Source organism: Flavivirga sp. 57AJ16 (genome assembly GCF_028736925.1).
Classification (GTDB): domain Bacteria; phylum Bacteroidota; class Bacteroidia; order Flavobacteriales; family Flavobacteriaceae; genus Flavivirga.
Map to the genome: position 1 here is coordinate 44346 of NZ_JAQZAT010000003.1, position 22273 is coordinate 66618.

The window sequence follows — 22273 nt, forward strand, 5'->3', positions numbered from 1 at the left end:
TACTTAAATAGTATCAATAAATGATTTTTCTGTTTTATTAAAAACGATTAAACCTATAAAGAAAACAACTACACATATTACTCCTGTATAAATAAATTCGCTTATTTCAAACGTTCCAGTTCCCAAAGTCATATATCTGAATAATTCAATAATCGTGGCCATAGGATTATATTCTATAAATACGCCTGCAAATTTTGGAATACTACCATTTGCTACTTTTTGCTCAATAAGCTCCATAGGATACATAACTGCCGAGGCATACATAAGTAGCTGCACTCCAAAACCGACTAAAAAAGTTAAATCTCTATATTTTGTCGTCATGGACGATATAGTCATTCCCAAGCCCAAGCCTAAAAACCCCATTAGAACAATTAAAACGGGTAAAAGTAGCAAGGAAATTTGTGGAGCACAAACCGATCCTTTATCTGTAAAAAAAACAAAATAAACATAAAAAACAATGAAAACCAATAGCTGAATGCCAAGCTTAATTAAATTAGACACAATAGTAGACATAGGCATAATTACCCTTGGAAAATACACTTTACCAAATATATTCTGGTTTTTTTTAAATGTATCACTTGTCCCTTTAATACACTCACTAAAATAGTTCCAGGAAGTTATACCAGCTAAATTAAAAAGGAAAGCGGGTATTCCAACTCCTACTTCAATATCCGCAATATCATTAAATATTAAAGTAAATATAATTGAGGTGAATAAAGGCTGAACAAAATACCATAAAGGACCTAGTACAGTTTGCTTATAAAGCGTGATAACATCTCTTTTCACGAATAAAAACAATAAATCCCTATATCTCCATATCTCTTTAAAATTTAAGTGTATTAAACTTTTTTTTGGAGAGATTGTATATAGCCACTGTTCTTGTTTCACAGCTTTATTTTTTGTTGAAGTTAATTTATATAATGCTTTTTAACAATCACTATCGCCCCTTAAAAAGCCCTATCTTTTTTAGTCTATCTTTTATTGTATCCAAAAAACTTTTGTCCTTATATGATTCATGGTAAACATTGCCATAGGCCCCATAGCCATAACCATAGCCATAACCATAACCGTAGCCATAATTATGATTGGCTTCGTAAAAATTAAGTATATAACTGATATTCTTTAATTCTCCAGATTTATGCTTTGCGTTAACCAGTTCTAACATGCCTTTTTTAGTGTAATTAAGCCTTACTATAAATAATGAAGCATCAGCATATTGCGATAATATCAAAGCGTCAGTTACTAAGCCCAGCGGAGGTGAATCAAGTACAATCATATCATATTTACTTCTTAAATCCACAATCAGATCATGCATGGCATCACTCATCAATAATTCTGATGGATTAGGCGGAATTGGTCCTGAAGTAACAACATCAAAATTATCAATATGGCTTTTGAAAGTTACTTCTTCAAGTGTTTTATCGCCTATTAAATAATTAACAATACCAATATTATTATCTATATCAAAATCATCAAAAATCTTTGGTTTACGCAAGTCTAATCCTAACAATATGGTTTTTTTACCAGATAACGCATAAACACTTGCTATATTAATAGAACAAAACGTTTTACCTTCTCCACTAACCGAAGAAGTTAACATAATAGTACGCCCTCCTTTTTTATCTATTTTTTTATAGAAAAATTGCAGACTTGATCTAACAGATCTGAAAGCTTCTGCTACTGCTGACTTTGGTTTATCGAAAACAACTAAATTATTCTCGTGTTCATACTTACCTATAAGACCTAAAATAGGGATTTTTGATAGTCTTTTTATTTCATCTGTACCATGTATGGTATTATCTAATAAAAACAAAACAAATACTAAAACCAACGGACCAAAAAAACCAATCATAAGAGCCATCATATAATTAAGTTTTTTGTTAGGCCCAACCGGCCCATTGCCTATATCTTTAGCCTCTTCTATTATGAATATATCTGATACATTAGCAGCTTTAATTATTGCAGCTTCACTTCGCTTGGCCATAAATACATCATAAGACTCCTGACTTAAAGTCAGCTTTCGTTGTATTTTCAAAAACTCCTGTTGATCTTCTGGTAATGTACTTAAACGTTTTTCTAAGTTTAGCTTATTAGCTCGAATAGTTTGTTGTTGTATATTTATGGTTCGTTTTGTAGACGCAATGGTTTCCAATAATACATTTTTTTCTGCATCTATACTTCCATCTAATTCTTTAAGAGAAGACGAACCTTCCTGAACAAGTTGCTCTAACTCCTGACGTTCAATAGATAAAGCTGTTATTTTAGACACACTTGCAGAAATATTTTTTTCCTCAATACCTACTGATGTTGGTGCTGCAATTTTTGTGTAATCTGTTTTTGTTCTTAAATAATTCTCAAGAATATTTAAATATTGTAGTTTAGAGTCATTAGCCTCTTTTCTTAAATCTAATTCACTAAGCTTTTCAGACACTTCTTCTAGTTCACTACTTACATCAAAAACTTTATTTTTTTTCCTGAAAGCATTCATCGTATAATTTGCTGCCTTCAAAGTATCCCCTACAATACTTAAACTGCTATCTATGAATTTAATAGTGTTAGTAGCATACAAATTTTTACGTTCTAGATCTGTTTGTCCTAATATTGAAGCTGTAGCATTTAAGTAATCGACTATTTTATCTTTATTATATCCCGTAAGGGACAACTTTAAAATAGATGAAGATGTTTTGGAATAAGGTTTTACAGAAACAGCTCCTTTATACTTATTTACAACACTATCAAAATTTAAAAACTGAACAAAATATTCTGAACCAGGGGTAATAGTTACATCTGGCCTGACAAACAATGTAAACGATGCAAAAGGAAGTGCTACATGTTCTCCAATATTAAAAACCTTGTTATACTTACCAATAGGAACAGTTATATTTGTTATGATTTTGTTCCTATAACTCTGCCCCTTTACCATATCTGATACAAAATCAATATTTAATTCAAATTGTGAATTATTTAAAAACCGAATAGTAATGGCCCTACCTATAACTTGAGGTTTAGTTTTGTCTATTTCTACATAAAAAGGTGCTTTTTTATAAACATCAACTTTTCTATATTTTCCCTGTTTTAAATACTGTAAATAAAACTGCAAAGAATCTACAACTTTTTCATTATGACTTCTGGTACCCATAGCAATCATAATCTTGCCAACTTTACCAGAAACACCTCCCCAATTAAAAGAAATACTAGTATTTGCCGCAAAAAAAGGATTCTGATCATTCTCAATAGATATTAGAGAACTTAATCTGTAAACATTTTGCTTTCGAACATTTATTGAATATGCCACTACTAAACCTACAGCTATACATAGTACAAACAATTTCCAAAACTTAAGTACTTTAAACAAAAAGCCTTTAATATCAAAACTAACTCCTGATGGCGTTGTTTCTGTACTATTAATATCTTCTATCTCGTCGTAAGGCATAAATTATATTCTATCCACCAATAAAATGGTAGTTGTAATAAACGATAAAACGGTGGCTATAGCTCCCATATTTTGTAAAACTGTCGTTCCTGTTCCCCACGATTTTTGCTTTAAAGGTTTTACATAAATCATATCATTGGGCTGGATGTAATAGTAAGGGGAATTCATCACATTTATATCTGTTAAATCTACATGAAATATTTTTTGCCCTTGTGGAAACTGTCTAATAATCAAGACATCTTTCTTATCTCCAGTGTCAGGGATATCACCAGAATTTGCTATGGCTTCAAAAATATTTACACGTTCTTTAAAAATAGTTTTCGTTCCAGTACTTCCTATTTCGCCTGTTGTAGTGTATTGCAGCCCTGTAAGTTTTACGGTTACAAAAATATCATTAGCTGCTTTATACTCAGTTTCTAACAACTTTTTCTCAATAATTTGCTTAATCTCATCAGTTGTAAAACCAAGCACGTTAATTTTACCCAATTTTGGCATCAGTATATTACCATGCAAATCTACTGTGAAACCATCAAAATAAGCACGTTCTAAACTACCCGCATTCAAATCCCCTCCTTGTCCAATAGGATTAAAAATGGTTACTGTTTCTTGTTTAGCAGCCTTTATCCTAATATTTAATATATCATTGATCTGAACACGATAAGGCTTCTGTTTTTCCACAATAACCTGTGTGGAATCTGTCGCATTACTTTTATTTTGAAGATAAATGGTATCCTTATATGGAATACAAGATACAAATACTACATTTACAACTATTATAGCAATAACAAAAAGTCGCTTCATTATAGGGGTTTGATTTATCACAAATATAAGTTTTCGTCCTGAACAACAAAACTTATAACGGGTTTTTTGGTTTTTTATCCGTTATTTGCAAAAAAAATTATCCTTTGAATTATTTAACTGTTGAAAATATATCAAAATCTTACGGAGAGCTAACACTTTTTGAGGGTATTTCCTTTAGCGTACATAAGGATCAAAAAATTGCTTTTGTAGCAAAAAACGGCACTGGTAAAACTTCTATTTTGAATATTATTTCGGGTGACGATGAAGCCGATTCTGGTTCTGTAACCTATAGAAAAGGGATCGCCGTCTCCTTTCTATCTCAAGATCCTAAATTTGACAATAACTTAACCGTTGAAGAAACTATTTTTGCAAGTGACAATCCCATCCTAAAAGTCATTGCTAATTACGAAAAAGCGCTTTTAAATCCTGAAGATACTGAAGCATACCAAGCAGCTTTCGAGCAAATGGAACAGCATCAGGCATGGGATTTTGAAACACTTTATAAACAGATCCTCTTTAAATTAAAGCTTGAAAATTTAAATCAAAAAGTAAGTACGCTTTCTGGCGGACAAAGAAAACGGCTTGCTTTAGCCAATGCATTAATTAACAAACCAGATTTATTGATATTGGATGAGCCTACCAATCATCTAGACTTAGAAATGATCGAGTGGCTGGAAGCGTTTTTTGCTAAGGAAAATATCACCTTATTTATGGTCACACATGATCGTTATTTTTTAGAACGTGTCTGCAATGAAATTATCGAATTAGATGAAGGCAAACTATATAGTTATAAAGGTAATTACTCCTATTATCTAGAAAAACGAGAAGCCAGAATCGAGCAAGAATCTGTTGAGGTGGGCAAAGCAAAACAATTATTCAAAAAAGAACTCGCCTGGATGCGACGACAGCCCAAGGCCAGAACGACTAAATCCAAGTCGCGAATTGACGATTTTCAAGATATAAAACATCGGGCACACCAACGAAGAAACGACCATGAAGTCCAGCTTGAATTAAATATGGAACGTCTAGGCAGTAAGATTCTGGAATTCCATAAAGTATCGAAAGCATTCAAGGATAAAACCATACTCAACAAGTTTGATTACACGTTTCAAAAAGGAGAGCGTGTTGGCATTATAGGAAAAAACGGTACAGGTAAAACCACTTTTTTAAATATACTAACCCAAACTGCACAACCAGATTCAGGTAAAATCGTTAAGGGCGACACGGTGAAATTTGGATATTATACCCAAAACGGCATTACCATAAAGCCCGAACAAAAAGTTATTGATGTGATTCGGGAATTTGGTGATTATATTCCACTAAAAAAAGGGCGGCAAATTAGTGCGCAACAGCTTTTGGAACGCTTTTTATTTAGCAGAAAAAAACAATATGATTTCGTTGAAAAATTGAGCGGAGGCGAGCGCAAACGCTTATACTTATGTACGGTTCTAATTCAAAATCCAAACTTCTTAATTCTTGATGAGCCTACTAACGATTTAGACATTGTAACACTTAATGTCCTAGAAAGCTTCTTATTGGATTTCCCAGGATGCGTTATTGTAGTATCTCACGATCGTTATTTTATGGATAAGGTTATCGATCACCTTTTTGTATTTAGAGGCGAAGGTATCATAGAGGATTTCCCTGGTAATTATACCGATTATAGGGTTTATGAAGACAGTCAACCCATCATCTCAAATACCCAAGAAGACAAAAAAGACAAAAATGCCTGGAAGAAAAATGATACTAACAAATTATCATATAATGAAGAAAAGGAGCTTAAAAACATTGAAAGTAAACTGAACTCTTTGACATTTGATAAAAAAGAATTAGAAAATAAGTTTAACAACCCAGAACTTACACAGGAAGAAATTAATGCGCTATCTGATGAATTACAAAAAATCATAGATACGATTGAAGCTAAAGAAGAGCGTTGGTTTGAACTCTCTTCTAAACTTGAGGATTAGGTTGTTACACAGAGTTAACACTGAGTCGCACAGAATACTGAAATTGAAGTTGAAATTGAAACTGAACACTGAATACTGAACACTGAATACTGAATACTGAATACTGAATACTAATAAATGTATCAAATCATTCAATACATAAAATTCTTAATAAGGTCTACCAATCAACATGGTGTGCACTCTCCTTTTGTATACAATTTGGTTACCAGGTGTTTTTATGACAAAACGAATTATGATGTTTACAAATACATTTTAAACTACAAAAAAGACCTTTTAAAAAACAAGACAAACATTAAAATAACAGATTTAGGAGCAGGTTCACAAGTCATGAAACATAAAGAACGTAGCATTTCATCCATGGCAAAAAATGCGGGTTCAACGTTAAAAAAAGCAAAGCTCTTATACCGATTAGTCAATTATTTTAACCCTGAAAACATTTTAGAATTAGGGACATCACTTGGAATTGCAACACACGCTATGAGTTTAGCTAATCAAGAGACTAAAATCACCACTATAGAAGGCTGCCCTAATATTTCGGAGTTTTCTAAAGCAAATTTTAAAAAGCATCATTTAAATAATATTGATGTGAAAATTGGCGATTTTAGTAATATCATAAACCGGTTATTATCCAACAAGTACGATCTCATTTTTTTCGACGGCAACCATCAAAAAGAGGCAACCTTAGAGTATTTCGAAACGCTCTTACAGACCATCAATAATGATTCAATATTTATTTTTGACGATATTTATTGGTCCAAGGAGATGACCGAAGCTTGGAAAAGCATAAAACAACACCCCAAAGTCACAGTAACCATCGACACATTTTTCTGGGGATTTGTATTTTTTAGAAAAGAGCAGGTTAAAGAACATTTTACAATAAGGGTTTAATGTAAGGAGTGTTTAGTGTTTAGTTTTCAGTATTCAGTGTTCAGTATTCAGTATTCGGTAGTGTCAAAAGCTTAGGCTCTTGGCGGCTTTGCGTCTTTGCGAAACCATCAAACCTCCGTGTATCTCTGTGCTTACTTTGCGATTCTCTGTGAAACAATAAAAACATGTTTCAAATTCATCATAAAAAACTTTGAATTTTCAATTTTAAATTTTGAACTTGCAGTATGAAAATCTACACCAAAACAGGTGACAAAGGCACCACAGCATTATTTGGAGGTACTCGTGTACCAAAACATCATATTCGTATTGAAAGTTACGGAACGGTCGACGAACTAAACTCGCACTTAGGCTTAATTCGCGATCAAGAAATCAATCAGCGATACAAAGATTCATTAATTCATATTCAAGATAGGCTTTTTACTGTTGGTGCTATTTTAGCTACCGATCCTGAAAAAGCCATTTTAAAAAACGGAAAAGAGCGTTTAAATATTCCAAAAATTTCTTCTGAAGATATCGAACGTTTAGAAAAAGAAATGGATACAATGAATACCGAGCTCCCGCCCATGACGCATTTTGTACTTCCTGGCGGCCACCAAACGGTGTCATTCTGTCACATAGCACGCTGTGTATGCCGTAGGGCTGAACGTTTGGCTACAGCCCTTAATGATATTGAAGGGGTTGACCCAAATGCATTAATTTACTTAAACCGTCTTTCTGACTATCTTTTTGTATTGGCACGAAAGTTGTCGTACGACTTACAAGCAAATGAAATTAAATGGATTCCCAAAAAAGAATCTTAACAAAAAAAGCTTAAAAATATCAACAAAGCATCAATAATTTCACCTGTTTAGATTACAAATAAAGATACGTTCTTAAAATTAATGATTAAATAATTCATTTTTTTCTTGTCTGTTTAAACTAAAAAATTATTTTTGCAAAAAATTAAACACAATAGAAAATGTATTGGACATTAGAATTAGCATCTTATTTAAGTGATGCGCCTTGGCCAGCAACAAAAGACGAATTAATAGATTACGCTATTAGAACGGGGGCACCTTTAGAAGTTGTTGAAAATTTACAATCAATCGAAGATGAAGGTGATTCATACGATTCGATTGAAGAAATCTGGTCTGATTACCCAACTGACGAAGATTACCTCTGGAATGAAGATGAATATTAATATAAAGCATAAAGAATAGTTAAAAAGTCTCGATTTGAGGCTTTTTTTTTGTCTTAATCTTTATAAAACATCATAACAAAATGTATCTTTGAATGCTTTGCAAAAAGCAATTAAATAAAATATAACAAAAGTTACTCTTTAGGACGCCCTCAGAGTAAAATTAAAATATAAAAACATGAGTTTTTTAAATTCTGTACTTAAAGTATTTGTTGGTGACAAGTCCAAACAAGACGTAAAGGCCATCTACCCTATTGTAAATCAAGTCAAAACCTTTGAAGCTGCTTTAGAAGCCCTATCCCACGACGAATTACGTAGTAAAACTGTCGAATTCAAAGGCAAAATTGCTGAAGCCACTAAAAGTATCAACGAGCAAATAGCTAATCTTTTAGAAGAGGCAGAAAACACTGAAGATATAGACAGACGAGAAGATATTTATCAAGACATTGATAAGTTAAAAGATGATGCTTACAACGCATCTGAAACTGTTTTAAATGACATTTTACCCGAAGCTTTTGCAGTCGTTAAAGAGACTGCCAAACGTTTTGCTAATAATACAACTATAATTGTTTCAGCAAACACCTTTGATAGGGAATTATCTGGAACCAAAGAGTATGTTGCTCTAGAAGATGATAAAGCGGTTTGGGCGAATTCCTGGGATGCTGCTGGAAAAGCCATCACTTGGGACATGATCCATTACGATGTCCAACTCATTGGAGGTATAGCCATGCATCAAGGTAAAATTGCAGAAATGCAAACTGGTGAAGGTAAAACCTTAGTAGCAACCCTCCCTGTATATTTAAATGCACTTGCTGGAAAAGGCGTCCATTTAGTAACGGTCAATGATTACTTAGCAAAACGTGATAGCGCTTGGATGGCGCCAATTTTTGAGTTCCATGGTTTAAGTGTAGATTGTATTGATTATCATCAACCAAATTCCGACGAACGTAGAAAAGCTTATAATGCAGATATCACTTACGGAACCAATAACGAATTTGGTTTTGATTATCTACGTGATAATATGGCACATTCACCTGACGATTTAGTACAACGCCCTCATAATTATGCGATTGTAGATGAAGTAGATTCGGTTTTAGTAGATGATGCCCGTACACCATTAATTATTTCAGGACCCATTCCTCAAGGAGAACGTCATGAATTTACAGAGTTAAAACCCAAGGTAGATGATATTGTAAGCGTACAACGTAAATATTTAACCGGTGTTTTAGCAGAAGCCAAGAAATTAATTAAAGCTGGCGATACAAAAGAAGGTGGATTCCAATTGCTTAGAGTGTATCGAGGTATTCCTAAAAACAAAGCACTTATTAAGTTCTTAAGTGAAGAAGGTATAAAACAACTACTTCAAAAAACCGAGAATTTCTACATGCAAGACAACAACCGCGAAATGCCAAAGGTTGATGCTGAGCTGTACTATGTTATTGAAGAAAAAAACAATCAAATTGAATTGACGGATAAAGGGATCGATTACCTCTCAGGAAAAGATAATCCAGACTTTTTTATCTTACCCGAGATAGGTCTTGAAATTGCTAAAATTGAAAAACAAAATCTTTCAGCTGAAGAAGAAGCTAATTTAAAAGAAGAGTTGTTTAAAGATTTTGGTGTAAAATCTGAGCGTATCCACACACTTAATCAACTTCTAAAAGCATACGCTTTATTTGAAAAAGACACGCAATATGTAGTCATGGATAATAAAGTAATGATTGTAGATGAGCAAACAGGTCGTATTATGGATGGGCGTCGTTACAGTGACGGACTACACCAGGCGATTGAGGCTAAAGAGAATGTAAAAATTGAGGACGCCACCCAAACCTTTGCTACTGTAACACTTCAAAATTATTTCAGAATGTACCGCAAATTATCTGGTATGACGGGTACTGCTGTTACAGAAGCTGGTGAGTTCTGGGAAATCTATAAGTTAGATGTCGTTGAAATCCCTACTAATAAACCAATTGCCAGAGATGACAGGGAAGATTTGGTTTATAAAACAAAACGTGAAAAATACAATGCGGTTATAGACGATGTTACCAAACTATCTCAAGCGGGGCGTCCGGTTTTAATTGGTACGACCTCTGTCGAAATTAGTGAGTTATTGGGTAAAATGCTAAGCATTCGTAAAATACCGCACAATGTATTAAATGCAAAACAACATAAAAAAGAGGCCGATATTGTTGATCAGGCAGGTAAATCCGGACAAGTAACTATCGCCACAAATATGGCGGGTCGTGGTACCGATATCAAATTGTCTGATGAAGTTAAAACTGCTGGCGGTTTAGCCATTGTTGGTACAGAGCGTCATGATTCCCGTCGTGTAGACAGACAGTTGCGTGGTCGTGCAGGTCGTCAAGGAGACCCAGGAAGTTCACAGTTTTATGTATCGCTAGAAGATAACTTAATGCGTTTATTTGGTAGCGAGCGTATTGCAAAAATGATGGATAAAATGGGACTCAAGGAAGGTGAAGTGATTCAGCATTCCATGATTTCCAAATCCATTGAACGGGCACAGAAAAAAGTGGAGGAAAATAACTTTGGTGTTCGTAAGCGTTTATTGGAATACGATGATGTTATGAATGCACAACGTGAGGTCGTTTATAAACGTCGTCACCATGCTTTATTTGGAGAACGTCTTCGTGTGGATTTAGCAAATATGATTTTTGACACCTCAGAAGGCATTGCTGAGACTAACAAAGGCGCTAACGATTATAAAAACCTCGAGTTTGAATTAATTCGTTATTTCTCAATGAATTCCCCAGTTTCCGAAGAAGAATTTGCCAAACTTTCCGCACAAGAAATCACGTCTAAAATATACAAAACGGCTTTCGAGCATTACAAAGAAAAAATGGCTCGCAATGCTGAAATTGCATTCCCGGTCATTAAAAATGTATATGAAACGCAGCGTGACAAATTTAAACGTATCGTCGTACCATTTACCGATGGCATTAAAAGCTTAAATGTTGTTACCGATCTTGAAAAAGCCTATGAAACAAATGGTAAACAATTAATTACCGATTTTGAAAAGAATATCACACTTGCCATTATAGATGATGCCTGGAAAACGCATTTGCGTAAAATGGATGAGTTAAAACAATCCGTACAATTGGCAGTCCACGAACAAAAAGACCCATTACTTATCTATAAGTTTGAGTCGTTCGAATTGTTTAAGGAGATGATTGACCAAGTAAATAAAGATGTTATTTCATTCCTATTTAAAGGCGAGTTACCACAAGAAACTCAAAATACCATTCAAGAAGCAAGACAAATCCGTAAAAAAGAGAATTTAAAAACCCAAAAGGACGAAATACCTAATCTGGATGAACGTTCTGCACAAAGCAGAGCGGCTGGCAATACCCAGCGTCAACAAGAAGTTGTAGAAACCATTGTTCGCGATAGACCAAAAATTGGACGTAACGACCGTGTTACCATTAAACACGTTATGAATGGTGAAAACAAAACACTTAAGTACAAACAAGCAGAACCATTAATTGCCAAAGGGGATTGGGTGTTGGTTGAAGATTAAAATTCCTGCGAATGCAGGAATCTCATCATACTAAAATCCCGATAGAAAATTATCGAGATTTTTTATGCACAAATATTTTTAACAATTTAATTTCTAAACATAAGTATCAAACTTATTTTTGTAAGAAAAAACATCTAAACTCGTTTAACTTATAAATATAAAATAACCTATTCTGAACTTGTTTCAGCATTAAAACGATTTCATATCGAGTTGTTAAACGAAAATTTGTAAAAAATATATGGAATATATAGGACATATATCCTATATTCCGTTGTTAGCTGCAACCTGAAAAAACGAAATGAATAAATACATTAAATACGGGATTCTTATTTTAGTTGGTTTAACTCTAACATTTCTTTTTTGGAAATTTCCTGCACCTGATGATAGAATATTAAATATTCAGAACTACTTAATTACCGTTGGTGGAATTATGTCAGCATTTATTATTGCTTACCTGTCTGCTAAATTATTCAATTTAAAAACTGATAGAAATAACAGACAACTTCAAGTAGACAAATTAGGGGAAAGGCTTACTGCATTTAGGCAGTTAATGTACTTCATAATGAATAGCCACGACTTTTGGAACAGATATTCTGATATTGCAAAATTCAAGAAAGAATATCCAAATTTTTATTAATACACGTATAACAATAAATAAAAATACACGTGCATCAAATATATTTTGTAACTTTGTGTAAAGTAACATTTAAAAATCATTAAAGCGATGAATACAAAGTTGACTTTAACAATAGAAAAAGAAATAATAGAACGAGCAAAGAACTATGCAAAAGAAAAGAATCGTAGTTTATCAGATATAATTGAGAATTATTTAAAAATTCTTACTGAAAAAGAACAAAAAGATAAAGACAAGAAACTTAATCCAATTGTTGAGTCATTAAAAGGTTCTTTCAAAATGCCTAAAAATATGGACTATAAAAAAGAACTAAAAAATCGATTAGAAGAGAAATACTTGTAAATGGATAAAGTTTTAATCGATACAGACGTATTAATGGATTTCTTTTTTGACAGAAAACCGTTCGCAAAGTATTCTGCCGAGCTAATAAATCTATGTGCGGAAAAAGAAATTCAAGGATATACTACACCAGTAATAATATCAAATGTGTATTATTTGCTTCGTAAAACTGCAAAACATACTATCATTGTGGAAAAAATAAAACAACTATTGACCATAATTGAAATTGTGAAAATGGATAAAAATGCAGTTATGAATGCACTAAATTCTGAATTTAAAGACTTTGAGGATGCTTTACAAAATTTTTCCGCAATTGAAAATGGGGGAATAAAAATCATTCTTACCAGAAACTTAAAGGATTTCAAGAAAAGTGAATTAGCCATTTTGACACCTGAAACATATTTGAAAGGGAAAGCCAGTGGCTAACACACTGTATCAAATAATAGCGGTTTAATCGCTAAAACATAAATGAATTTAAACAAACAAAAGGCAGTAACAAACGGAATGGTAAGCACTTAAAAATCAGCAAATATCCTTATAGATACTAGACTTGACGAACATTTTAAACCACCTCCCCATACAAATCAAAATCCTCAGCTTCAATAATCTTTACGGTAGTAAACTCTCCTGTTTTTAAATAAGTTTTAGTAGCATCGATCAATACTTCATTATCAACATCCGGTGAATCATATTCGGTACGTCCAATAAAATAATTCCCCTCTTTCCTATCAATAACCACTTTAAAGGTTTTACCTATTTTCTCTTGATTGAGTTCCCATGAAATCTGCGATTGTATTTCCATAATCTGGTTAGCACGTTCTATTTTCACATCTTCGGGAACATCATCGTCTAAATTATAGGCATGCGTATTCTCTTCATGAGAATAGGTAAAACAACCTAAACGCTCAAAACGCATATCTGTAACCCATTGCTTCAATGTTTGAAAGTCTTCTTCTGTTTCCCCAGGATATCCAACAATAAGGGTTGTTCTTATAGTCATATCAGGAACTGCCAGCCTAAACTCTTTAAGCAACTTGGTGGTTTTTTCTTTAGTGGTACCTCGACGCATACTTTTTAAAATAGCATCAGAAATATGCTGTAGCGGAATATCCAAATAATTACAAATCTTAGGCTCTCGATTCATAACGTCTAAAACATCCATTGGAAAGCCCGTTGGAAAGGCATAATGCAAACGAATCCATTCTACGCCCTCAACTTTTACTAAAGCCTCCAGCAGCTCCGCTAAATTTCTTTTTTTATATAGATCCAAGCCATAATAGGTTAAATCCTGGGCTATTAAAATAAGTTCTTTAACACCTTTTGCAGCCAATTTTTCAGCCTCTATAACAATGGCTTCAATAGGCGTACTCTTATGCTTTCCCCGCATGATGGGAATAGCACAAAAACTACATGGCCTGTCGCAGCCCTCAGCAATCTTTAAATAGGCATAATTCTTAGGGGTCGTTGTTAAGCGCTCTCCTATGAGTTCGTGCTTATAATCTGCCCCTAAAGCCTTAAGTAAATGAGGCAATTCCGTAGTACCAAAATAGGCATCGACATTCGGAATTTCCTTTTGCAGATCTGGTTTATAACGTTCACTTAAACACCCCGTAACAAATACCTTATCCACGTCTCCCGCTTCCTTTTTTTGCATGAACTCTAAGATCGTATTCACACTTTCTTCTTTGGCATTATTAATAAACCCACAGGTATTAATAACTACAATATTCCCTTCCTCTTCATGAACAACATCTTTACCGCTGGCCTTAAGCTGCCCCATTAACACTTCACTATCGTAAACATTTTTACTACAACCAAGAGTTACTACATTGATCTTATTTTTCTTAAGAGTTTTTGTGCGCATATTATTTTCCCACGAAAAAGGGAATTTTTTTAGTTAATAATGACAGTCCATTCAGGGCGCAAAGATACGGAATCATTTATGATAAACGATTCTTGATCTATGAATTGTCAAGCGTGTTTTTTAAGCTTGAATTTTAAATATTTAACAGAATAGTTTCATACCCAATCTCTGCCTTGTCAGCAGGAAGTTGAGTACAGATTTTGACCTTTTCGGTCAAAAATCAAAATGCTATTATTTAGATTCCCATTCCTGCCAGCAGGCAGGTTCATGGGAATGACAATTTCAGCGGAAACTTCGAGACAAAACCTCGAAGATTTTTTTTTCGATTAAACCTTTTATATATTTAACCGTCTTAAATAAAAACTTATGTTATGAAAAAGATGGCCTATCCCATACTTTTGGTAATTATTTCTTTTTTTAGTTGTGCTTCTAACGATACTTCTACAGATACCCCACAAACATCTAGCGAACTTTATTTTCCTCCTATAAATTCCAATACATGGGAAACATTGAGCCTTGACGAGTTAAATTGGAACGAAACGGTGCTACAATCGCTTTTAGACTATGTTGAAAGCAAAAACACCAAAGCTTTTCTTATTTTAAAAAATGGGAAAATGGCTGTAGAATGGTATGCTAACGGCGAAGATGCTAATTCTAATTTAGCTTGGAATTCTGCTGCAAAAACCTTGGTGGCTTTTACAACGGGCATCGCCCAACAAGAAGGTTTTTTAAATATTAACGATGCTTCAAAAGATTATTTAGGCAATGGTTGGTCTAGCTTAACACCTGAGCAGGAATCGGATATTAAAGTTCGGAACCATTTAACGATGACAACTGGATTGGATTATACAGTAATTGATAACAATTGTACCGACCCAGACTGTTTTATTTATAAAAATGAACCAGGAAGCTTTTGGTATTACCATAACGGCGCCTACACCATACTTCACGATATAGTCTCTGGAGCTGTTAACACCGATTTTAATAATTATTTCAATACCAAATTAAAAAATAAAATTGGCATGCAAGGTGCTTGGGTTCCTTTTGGGTATTATAAATTATACTACAGCAACGCCAGAAGCATGGCTAGGTTTGGTCTACTTAATTTAAACAAAGGTATTTGGAATGGTGTCGACATCTTGAATGATGAAAATTATTTTGATGCTATGACCAATACCTCACAAAACCTCAATAAAAGTTATGGCTATTTATGGTGGTTAAATGGAAAAGACAGCTATAGAGGCCCTGGGCTGACCGTAGAATTTCAAGGAAAACTAATTCCAAATGCACCTGATGATTTGATTGCTGGTTTGGGTAAAAATGACCAAAAAATGTACATTGTCCCAAGCCAAAACCTGGTTATTATTAGAATGGGTGGCGATGCTGGGGAATCTTTACTCGGTCCCTCTAGTTTTGACAATGACCTTTGGGGAGAAATAAATAAACTAATTTATTAATTAAGCCACACGTTTTTTAGAAGTTAGTTCCTTTCTTCGAAAGACACAATAACACCCTTTTCCAAATAGTTTTTTAAACCATTTAGCAACATAGCCCAACAAAATGAAGCATGTCTAAAATGGTGATTATCTTCTAACCAATTAACATGACCAAATTTAACCAAAGTTTCTGCCCCCTTTGCTTCTAATTCAAAGCCAAATGTTGTAGGGTTCCAATCTTTGTCCGAATCTGTCATCTTTAAATAAAATGATGCATTCTTTTTAATTTTGGATACTTTACAGAACCAATTATAAGTATCTGTAAAATTCAAATTGTATACAGCATCCAACTCAGGGGTTCCTGAGCTTTTTAATGTCCACCAATTATTTAGGTGCCCTGGTAATGAAACAGCATCGAAAACCACTTTTGGAGAAGCTTTGATTATAAGGTTATGGTAAATATTATAGCTCATATAGCTAAATATACTAATTATACCAATTATTACTCAAAACAACCCATATAATTTGTTTCTATTTCGCTCATATTTCAATATAAAACATGTGCTCAGCTTGACTGGGTATAAAACCATAACTAAGGCTATGATTGAATTTTCTATCTTATCTGATCAAAATATAATTCAAATTATTTATAGCTCATTTTAAATAATAATTGGTATTATTTGCCATATGGATTAAAGCTTTGAACGAAATTATAAATATGAATTTCAAAAAAATAACTGACTACCATAAATGAAAAAATTATAAAGACTAAATTCCCATCATATTTTTGGTTCTTTAGGCTCCAGATAGCGTACCATAAAATCAGGCTAAATAATGGAATGAAAAAATATGAAGGGAAAGTCTATATAATAAAATAAATAGTCTGGAATTAGAAGGCTGTTTGTATTGAAATATGATTGAATAAGAGCAGTAAAATAACTCAAAATTCTCATAGCAGAATAAACTCTAGACATGAACTCGAAGTGTCTTCTTATCGTCTAAATTCAACATAAGAATTATACTGCCTGTCCCTCCCGGCAAGCGGGCGCAGGAATTGGCTATTTAAAAAACGAATCTACAAACTCAAACTTATTGAAGACCTGTAAATCCTCAATACCTTCACCAACGCCTATATATTTTACAGGAATTTTAAATTGGTCCGAGATACCAATCACGACACCGCCTTTTGCGGTTCCGTCCAGCTTTGTAACGGCCAATGATGTTACTTCTGTCGCCGCTGTAAATTGTTTTGCTTGCTCGAATGCATTTTGACCAGTAGAACCATCTAAAACCAATAGTACATCGTTAGGGGTATCGTCTACCACTTTTTGCATCACACGTTTCACCTTGGTAAGCTCGTTCATTAAATTTACTTTGTTATGCAAACGTCCGGCTGTGTCTATAATGACCACATCGGCATTTTGTTTAACAGCACTTTCCAGCGTATCAAAAGCCACAGACGCGGGGTCACTGCCCATAGACTGCTTTACTAAAGGCACGTCTACTTTATCTGCCCAAACCTGTAATTGGTCTATGGCTGCCGCCCTAAAAGTATCGGCTGCACCAAGAACCACTTTTAATCCTTGTTTTTTGAATTGATGGGCCAACTTGCCAATAGTCGTTGTTTTACCTACTCCGTTAACGCCAACAACCATAATAACATAAGGCTTTTTATCCTGCGGAATGGTAAAGTCCGTTTCCTCTCCCAAATTTGTTTCACTTAACAAGCCTGCTATTTCTTCACGAAGAATAGTATTAAGTTCTTCTGTTCCCAGGTATTTATCTCTTGAAACACGTTCTTCAATACGTTCTATAATTTTAAGCGTTGTGTTGACACCAACATCACTAGACACTAATATTTCTTCTAGGTCATCTAAAACGGCATCGTCTACCTTAGATTTTCCTGCTACGGCTTTACTTAATTTACCAAAAAAACTGGATTTGGATTTTTCTAAGCCCTTATCCAGGGTTTCTTTTTTTTCTGAAGAAAATATTTTTTTAAATAAACTCATATTATTGTTTACTGTTTTGTTGAGTTGTTTAGCTCTATTCTATATTGTTTTGTATTAAAGGTTACAATTTCCTCCTTTTTATATTGGTATTGTTTTAACAAAAAGTTAAATAATAAAGTCAAGATGAATTTCTATTATAAATTATTAATCACGAATAAAAAATATTTCTAGTTGTAACGTTCAAACTGTTCATGTCAAATTTCGCACCATAAATTTTTACTGCAATTATGGCAGTAGATCACCATTTTATTCATTGTTATAAAATAAAACAATGAATTCACAAATCTTAGGAATTTATTTACAAATCAAATATAAACATAAAAAAGCTGCTTTCTAAAAAGAAAGCAGCTTATAATATCTATCTTGAAACGTAACTGTTTTAGCTTTTACTAAAAAAGTCATTAACTTGTTCTGGATTCATAATGGATTCTACAAACATGTAAGCTCCTGTTTTTGGAGACTTCACCATTTTGATAGCTTTTGTTAATCTTTTAGATCCTGTTTGTAATGATGCTACTGATTTCTTTGCCATGACTTATTATTTTATCTCTTTGTGAACGGTCATACGTTTAAGAATAGGATTAAATTTTTTAATCTCCATTCTATCTGGCGTATTTTTTTTATTCTTAGTAGTAATGTATCTTGAAGTTCCTGGTTGACCAGACTCTTTATGCTCTGTACATTCTAAAATCACTTGTATTCTGTTGCCTTTCTTTGCCATTGTAAATATATTTTTATCCTAATACGGCTATTATTTTAAAAACCCTTTAGATTTTGCATCCTTAATTGCCGCAGATATACCTATCTTGTTAATCGTTTTTAAAGCAGACGCTGAAACTTTTAAAGTTATCCAACTGTCTTCTTCTGGAATATAAAAACGTTTCTTTAACAAATTCGCATTAAATTTACGTTTTGTTCTATTTAATGCATGAGAAACATTGTTTCCAACCATTGCCTTCTTTCCTGTAAGTTCACAAACTCTTGACATGATATATAACTTTAATTTTTTTGTTGCTTAAAATCGAGGTGCAAATATACAAATTCTTTAATTTACAACAACCTAATTCTAATCAATTTTTAAAAATTTCTTTTAGCAACATTTCCAATGCTTTATTTACTGCTCTATTTATCACTTTTACGCGATGATTTCCAAAGTTAAACTTCTCGGAATAAACACCATTCTTTGTAGCTATCCCTATAAAAACGGTTCCTACTTCTGCATCTGAATCCCCTTTTGTTGGGCCTGCATTTCCTGTGGTTGCTACTGCAAAATCCGATTGGAATAAGCGTAAGGCATTTTGTGCCATAGATTCTGCCACTTGAGAGCTAACCACTGAATATAATTTAATGTCCTCTTTTGAAACACCCAACACATTTTCCTTAGATGCTGTGGAATATGTTACGACGCCTCCATTAAAGTAAGCCGAAGCCCCAGAATTTGCAGTAAAGCGTTCTGCGATTGTTCCACCAGTACAACTTTCGGCAATAGACAATGTTTTTCCAATTTTAGTTAGGTATTTGGCAATAGTTAATTCTTCCGAACCTTCCTCTTCTTCAAAACCAAAAAACTCATCTTTAATTAAAGGTAATACTTTATCGATTTCTTTTTGAACATCCACTTTAACCTGTTGTTCATCAAACCCTTTTGCAGATAAACGGAGTCTCATTTTACCCAAACTTGGTAAATATGCCAGTCTAATATATTTGGGCAAAGCATCTTCCCAAGATTCAATTCTATCGGCCAAGGCACTTTCTCCTAGACCATACACTAACAATGTTTTATGTAAAATAAAAGGGCAATTATATGTACTCTTTAATTTAGGAACGACCTGATGTTCTATCAATGCATTCATTTCGTAAGGGACACCAGGTAGCGAGATAAAAACTTTGCCCTCTTTTTCCAGCCACATGCCCGGAGCTGTACCTAATTTATTCATCAATATCTGTGCTTTTGATGGCACTAAGGCTTGATCTTTATTTGCTTGCAAAAGGGATCCTCCTACATAATGCCTCCAGAGATATTCAATATTTTTTAAAACAGATTCGTCTTTGACTAAAGTGTCATTAAAATATTCGGCAATGGTCTTTTTGGTAATATCATCTTTTGTCGGACCTAGACCGCCTGTAAGAATAACAATATCTACATTGTTTTCGGCATCTCTTAAAGCTTTTAGAATATGTGGTTTATCATCTTGTACAGATGTTATTTGATAAACAGATATCCCTATTTTATTAAGTTGTCTTGCAATAAATGCCGAATTGGTATCTATAACCTGACCTATGAGAAGCTCATCACCAATGGTAATTATTTCGGCCTGCATTATAAATTAAAATCTGATCTTATTTCTGCAATAGCCAAATCTACTGCGTTTATAACAGTTTCTAATTGAGAGGTGATATCTAAATCCCGTTTTTCGAATTTACCCCAATCCTGAACTTCAATTAAGATATCGAGTATACCTAATTCGAATAGATCGACTGTGGGTTTCATTTTATGGGCCGCTTGATAAGCATTATGATAATCTCCTTCTGCTACTGCCTTTTTTAATCGCTCTGCATCTACTGGTACTTCTTCTAAAAAAGTCTCGGCCAAAGTTTTAATAAATTCCTCGTCATTATCTGCTAACTCCCGTACTCTAAATAATTTGTAATATTGCTCCATATTATTTTACTGTTATTGAAAACATTTCTTTATCTTCTATAAAACCTTTTAGTTTATCGTTGGCAGATACTTTGCCAACTCCTGCTGGTGTGCCCGTAAAGATAATATCTCCTATCTTTAAAGTAAAATATTTTGACGTATATTCTATTAATTCGTCAATTTTCCATAACATGAAGCTGGTATGACCGTTCTGAACCACATCTCCATTTTTTTGTAATGAAAAATTAATATTATTAATATCCTCAAAATCATCTACTTTCAGCCATTTACCTATCACTGCTGCGCCATCAAAAGCTTTAGCTTTTTCCCAAGGCAAGCCTTTTGCTTTTAACCGACTTTGCAAATCGCGAGCTGTGAAATCGATTCCTAAACTAATTTCCTTATAATATTTATGTGCGAATTTTCTATCTATATGCTTTCCTACCCTATTGATCTTTACCAAAACCTCAACTTCATGGTGCACATCATCTGAAAAATCTGGAATAAAAAAAGGCTGCTTTTTCAATAAAATGGCAGTATCGGGCTTCAAAAAAACCACTGGGTCCGTTGGTTTTTCGTTTTTTAATTCTTGAATGTGTTCGGTGTAATTTCTACCGATGCAAATAAGTTTCATGTTTTCTGTCACATTCCTGCAAAGACAGGAATCTATTTAATTATTGAGTTTTGACTTTAAAAGTGGGGTCTCACCATAGTTTATCTTGAGCAAAGACGAAAGGCAGGCATGGCAAGATTATCCCAACTTATTATTGAAGCTTCTAAGTTTAATGCCTGTTAGTACTTTTTTTGTATATAAAGGGAAATCTGCATTTAGCAACCATCCAAAATATCCCGGCTCTTTTTCCAATACCTCAGTAACTAACTTACCTTTATGCTTCCCAAAAGAAAAACACTCAACACCTTCCTTATTATACGCTATAAAACCTGCAAAGTCTGCAAACTTTTTTCTTGAACTAAACTCGGCCAAAAACTTAACATTATTTTCCACCTCTTCATATTTAGCAATTTGCGCTTTTAAAACCTCATAAGTAGCATTAGTATCTGCTTCTGCACTATGTGCTCCGTCAAGATTTTTATCACAATAAAATTTGTATGCGGCACTCAAAGTACGTTGTTCCATTTTATGAAAAATAGTTTGTACATCGACAGCCAAACAGTTTTTCATATCGAAATCAATATCCGCTCGCAACATTTCCTCTGCCAATAAAGGAATATCAAACCTATTAGAATTAAATCCTCCCAGATCCGAATCCTTGATCATATTATAAATCTCTTTGGAAAGTTCTTTAAATGTTGGTTCATTTGCAACTTTTTCATTGTCAATACCATGAATTTCAACAACCTCTTTTGGAATAGTCATTTCTGGATTTACCAGCCATGTTTTGCTTTCTTCTGTTCCGTTAGGGAATACTTTAAGAATAGAAATTTCAACGATACGATCTTTTGATATATTAACTCCCGTAGTCTCAAGATCAAAAAAACAAATAGGTTTAGTTAGATTTAACTGCATTTGAGTAATTATTAAGTC

22 protein-coding genes are annotated in these 22273 nt (G+C 33.7%); 9 read left to right on the forward strand and 13 right to left on the reverse strand.

All coding sequences use genetic code 11. The features are described 5' to 3' along the window. Window positions 1-3: 3 nt before the first annotated feature. The 3 genes from PQO00_RS04165 to PQO00_RS04175 are packed head-to-tail and all read right to left on the reverse strand — an operon-like array spanning window position 4 to window position 4234. Window positions 4-888 (reverse strand): ABC transporter permease, encoded by an 885-nt coding sequence (locus PQO00_RS04165; RefSeq protein WP_274183574.1) that lies wholly within the window; start codon window positions 886-888, stop codon window positions 4-6. Window positions 889-937: 49 nt separating this feature from the next. Next, complete coding sequence (locus PQO00_RS04170; RefSeq protein ID WP_274183575.1) at window positions 938-3433, reverse strand: exopolysaccharide transport family protein; 2496 nt, start codon at window positions 3431-3433, stop codon at window positions 938-940. A gap of 3 nt (window positions 3434-3436) precedes the next feature. Beyond that, on the reverse strand, window positions 3437-4234 hold the full coding sequence (locus PQO00_RS04175) for a polysaccharide biosynthesis/export family protein (protein ID WP_274183576.1): 798 nt from the start codon (window positions 4232-4234) through the stop codon (window positions 3437-3439). A gap of 104 nt (window positions 4235-4338) precedes the next feature. On the opposite strand from PQO00_RS04175, the gene PQO00_RS04180 reads away from it, so the two are divergent. The 8 genes from PQO00_RS04180 (at window position 4339) to PQO00_RS04215 (ending at window position 13200) form a co-directional block, all read left to right on the forward strand. Next, window positions 4339-6201 (forward strand): ABC-F family ATP-binding cassette domain-containing protein, encoded by a 1863-nt coding sequence (locus tag PQO00_RS04180; protein ID WP_274183577.1) that lies wholly within the window; start codon window positions 4339-4341, stop codon window positions 6199-6201. Window positions 6202-6318: 117 nt separating this feature from the next. After that, window positions 6319-7089: an O-methyltransferase gene (locus tag PQO00_RS04185; protein WP_274183578.1), complete on the forward strand. Its 771-nt coding sequence runs from the start codon at window positions 6319-6321 to the stop codon at window positions 7087-7089. Between the two features lie 224 nt (window positions 7090-7313). Beyond that, complete coding sequence (locus tag PQO00_RS04190) at window positions 7314-7889, forward strand: cob(I)yrinic acid a,c-diamide adenosyltransferase (protein WP_274183579.1); 576 nt, start codon at window positions 7314-7316, stop codon at window positions 7887-7889. Between the two features lie 158 nt (window positions 7890-8047). Next, window positions 8048-8269, forward strand: a complete 222-nt coding sequence (locus tag PQO00_RS04195; RefSeq protein WP_019387375.1) for a DUF2795 domain-containing protein — start codon at window positions 8048-8050, stop codon at window positions 8267-8269. A gap of 175 nt (window positions 8270-8444) precedes the next feature. Then, window positions 8445-11801 (forward strand): preprotein translocase subunit SecA, encoded by a 3357-nt coding sequence (secA, locus tag PQO00_RS04200; RefSeq protein WP_274183580.1) that lies wholly within the window; start codon window positions 8445-8447, stop codon window positions 11799-11801. 298 nt (window positions 11802-12099) lie between these two features. After that, complete coding sequence (locus tag PQO00_RS04205) at window positions 12100-12438, forward strand: hypothetical protein (protein ID WP_274183581.1); 339 nt, start codon at window positions 12100-12102, stop codon at window positions 12436-12438. Between the two features lie 87 nt (window positions 12439-12525). Further along, the gene (locus PQO00_RS04210; RefSeq protein ID WP_274183582.1) at window positions 12526-12777 is read left to right on the forward strand and encodes a DUF6364 family protein; all 252 of its coding nucleotides are present in this window, start codon (window positions 12526-12528) and stop codon (window positions 12775-12777) included. After that, complete coding sequence (locus PQO00_RS04215) at window positions 12778-13200, forward strand: PIN domain-containing protein (protein WP_274183583.1); 423 nt, start codon at window positions 12778-12780, stop codon at window positions 13198-13200. A 136-nt stretch (window positions 13201-13336) separates the two neighbouring features. Here the strand turns inward: PQO00_RS04215 and rimO are convergent, their stop codons facing one another. Then, window positions 13337-14638: a 30S ribosomal protein S12 methylthiotransferase RimO gene (rimO, locus tag PQO00_RS04220; RefSeq protein ID WP_274183584.1), complete on the reverse strand. Its 1302-nt coding sequence runs from the start codon at window positions 14636-14638 to the stop codon at window positions 13337-13339. A 371-nt stretch (window positions 14639-15009) separates the two neighbouring features. Between rimO and PQO00_RS04225 the strand changes: the two genes are divergently transcribed. After that, the gene (locus PQO00_RS04225) at window positions 15010-16095 is read left to right on the forward strand and encodes a serine hydrolase (protein WP_274183585.1); all 1086 of its coding nucleotides are present in this window, start codon (window positions 15010-15012) and stop codon (window positions 16093-16095) included. Window positions 16096-16118: 23 nt separating this feature from the next. On the opposite strand, the gene PQO00_RS04230 is transcribed toward PQO00_RS04225, so the two are convergent. The 9 genes from PQO00_RS04230 to PQO00_RS04270 form a co-directional block, all read right to left on the reverse strand. Beyond that, a complete protein-coding gene (locus PQO00_RS04230) occupies window positions 16119-16547 on the reverse strand; it encodes an SRPBCC domain-containing protein (RefSeq protein WP_274183586.1) in 429 nt (142 codons plus the stop codon). Window positions 16548-17132: 585 nt separating this feature from the next. After that, on the reverse strand, window positions 17133-18086 hold the full coding sequence (ftsY, locus tag PQO00_RS04235; protein ID WP_274183587.1) for a signal recognition particle-docking protein FtsY: 954 nt from the start codon (window positions 18084-18086) through the stop codon (window positions 17133-17135). Window positions 18087-18465: 379 nt separating this feature from the next. Next, window positions 18466-18618, reverse strand: a complete 153-nt coding sequence (locus PQO00_RS04240; RefSeq protein ID WP_274183588.1) for a DUF4295 domain-containing protein — start codon at window positions 18616-18618, stop codon at window positions 18466-18468. Window positions 18619-18624: 6 nt separating this feature from the next. Beyond that, a complete protein-coding gene (gene rpmG / locus PQO00_RS04245; RefSeq protein ID WP_007648529.1) occupies window positions 18625-18807 on the reverse strand; it encodes a 50S ribosomal protein L33 in 183 nt (60 codons plus the stop codon). A 30-nt stretch (window positions 18808-18837) separates the two neighbouring features. Continuing rightward, window positions 18838-19074, reverse strand: coding sequence for a 50S ribosomal protein L28 (gene rpmB / locus PQO00_RS04250; RefSeq protein ID WP_274183589.1), 237 nt, complete (start codon window positions 19072-19074; stop codon window positions 18838-18840). 82 nt (window positions 19075-19156) lie between these two features. Continuing rightward, the gene (locus tag PQO00_RS04255) at window positions 19157-20407 is read right to left on the reverse strand and encodes a competence/damage-inducible protein A (RefSeq protein ID WP_274183590.1); all 1251 of its coding nucleotides are present in this window, start codon (window positions 20405-20407) and stop codon (window positions 19157-19159) included. After that, window positions 20407-20748: an Hpt domain-containing protein gene (locus PQO00_RS04260; RefSeq protein ID WP_274183591.1), complete on the reverse strand. Its 342-nt coding sequence runs from the start codon at window positions 20746-20748 to the stop codon at window positions 20407-20409. Before PQO00_RS04260 ends, PQO00_RS04255 begins: the two co-directional genes overlap by 1 nt. A 1-nt stretch (window position 20749) precedes the next feature. Next, window positions 20750-21361 carry a fumarylacetoacetate hydrolase family protein gene (locus PQO00_RS04265; RefSeq protein WP_274183592.1) on the reverse strand — a complete coding sequence of 204 codons (612 nt, stop codon included), beginning with the start codon at window positions 21359-21361 and terminating at the stop codon, window positions 20750-20752. A gap of 117 nt (window positions 21362-21478) precedes the next feature. Continuing rightward, window positions 21479-22255, reverse strand: coding sequence for a 3'-5' exonuclease (locus tag PQO00_RS04270; protein WP_274183593.1), 777 nt, complete (start codon window positions 22253-22255; stop codon window positions 21479-21481). Window positions 22256-22273: the final 18 nt, after the last annotated feature.

Coding starts and splice junctions, on each gene's coding strand:
- secA (WP_274183580.1), top strand. CDS start 8,445: ATGAGTTTTTTAAATTCTGTACTTAAAGTATTTGTTGGTGACAAGTCC.
- ftsY (WP_274183587.1), bottom strand. CDS start 18,086: ATGAGTTTATTTAAAAAAATATTTTCTTCAGAAAAAAAAGAAACCCTG.
- PQO00_RS04170 (WP_274183575.1), bottom strand. CDS start 3,433: ATGCCTTACGACGAGATAGAAGATATTAATAGTACAGAAACAACGCCA.
- PQO00_RS04190 (WP_274183579.1), top strand. CDS start 7,314: ATGAAAATCTACACCAAAACAGGTGACAAAGGCACCACAGCATTATTT.
- PQO00_RS04185 (WP_274183578.1), top strand. CDS start 6,319: ATGTATCAAATCATTCAATACATAAAATTCTTAATAAGGTCTACCAAT.
- PQO00_RS04175 (WP_274183576.1), bottom strand. CDS start 4,234: ATGAAGCGACTTTTTGTTATTGCTATAATAGTTGTAAATGTAGTATTT.
- PQO00_RS04260 (WP_274183591.1), bottom strand. CDS start 20,748: ATGGAGCAATATTACAAATTATTTAGAGTACGGGAGTTAGCAGATAAT.
- PQO00_RS04210 (WP_274183582.1), top strand. CDS start 12,526: ATGAATACAAAGTTGACTTTAACAATAGAAAAAGAAATAATAGAACGA.
- PQO00_RS04265 (WP_274183592.1), bottom strand. CDS start 21,361: ATGAAACTTATTTGCATCGGTAGAAATTACACCGAACACATTCAAGAA.
- PQO00_RS04205 (WP_274183581.1), top strand. CDS start 12,100: ATGAATAAATACATTAAATACGGGATTCTTATTTTAGTTGGTTTAACT.
- PQO00_RS04225 (WP_274183585.1), top strand. CDS start 15,010: ATGAAAAAGATGGCCTATCCCATACTTTTGGTAATTATTTCTTTTTTT.
- PQO00_RS04230 (WP_274183586.1), bottom strand. CDS start 16,547: ATGAGCTATAATATTTACCATAACCTTATAATCAAAGCTTCTCCAAAA.
- PQO00_RS04215 (WP_274183583.1), top strand. CDS start 12,778: ATGGATAAAGTTTTAATCGATACAGACGTATTAATGGATTTCTTTTTT.
- PQO00_RS04255 (WP_274183590.1), bottom strand. CDS start 20,407: ATGCAGGCCGAAATAATTACCATTGGTGATGAGCTTCTCATAGGTCAG.
- PQO00_RS04270 (WP_274183593.1), bottom strand. CDS start 22,255: ATGCAGTTAAATCTAACTAAACCTATTTGTTTTTTTGATCTTGAGACT.
- rpmB (WP_274183589.1), bottom strand. CDS start 19,074: ATGTCAAGAGTTTGTGAACTTACAGGAAAGAAGGCAATGGTTGGAAAC.
- PQO00_RS04240 (WP_274183588.1), bottom strand. CDS start 18,618: ATGGCAAAGAAATCAGTAGCATCATTACAAACAGGATCTAAAAGATTA.
- PQO00_RS04195 (WP_019387375.1), top strand. CDS start 8,048: ATGTATTGGACATTAGAATTAGCATCTTATTTAAGTGATGCGCCTTGG.
- rpmG (WP_007648529.1), bottom strand. CDS start 18,807: ATGGCAAAGAAAGGCAACAGAATACAAGTGATTTTAGAATGTACAGAG.
- rimO (WP_274183584.1), bottom strand. CDS start 14,638: ATGCGCACAAAAACTCTTAAGAAAAATAAGATCAATGTAGTAACTCTT.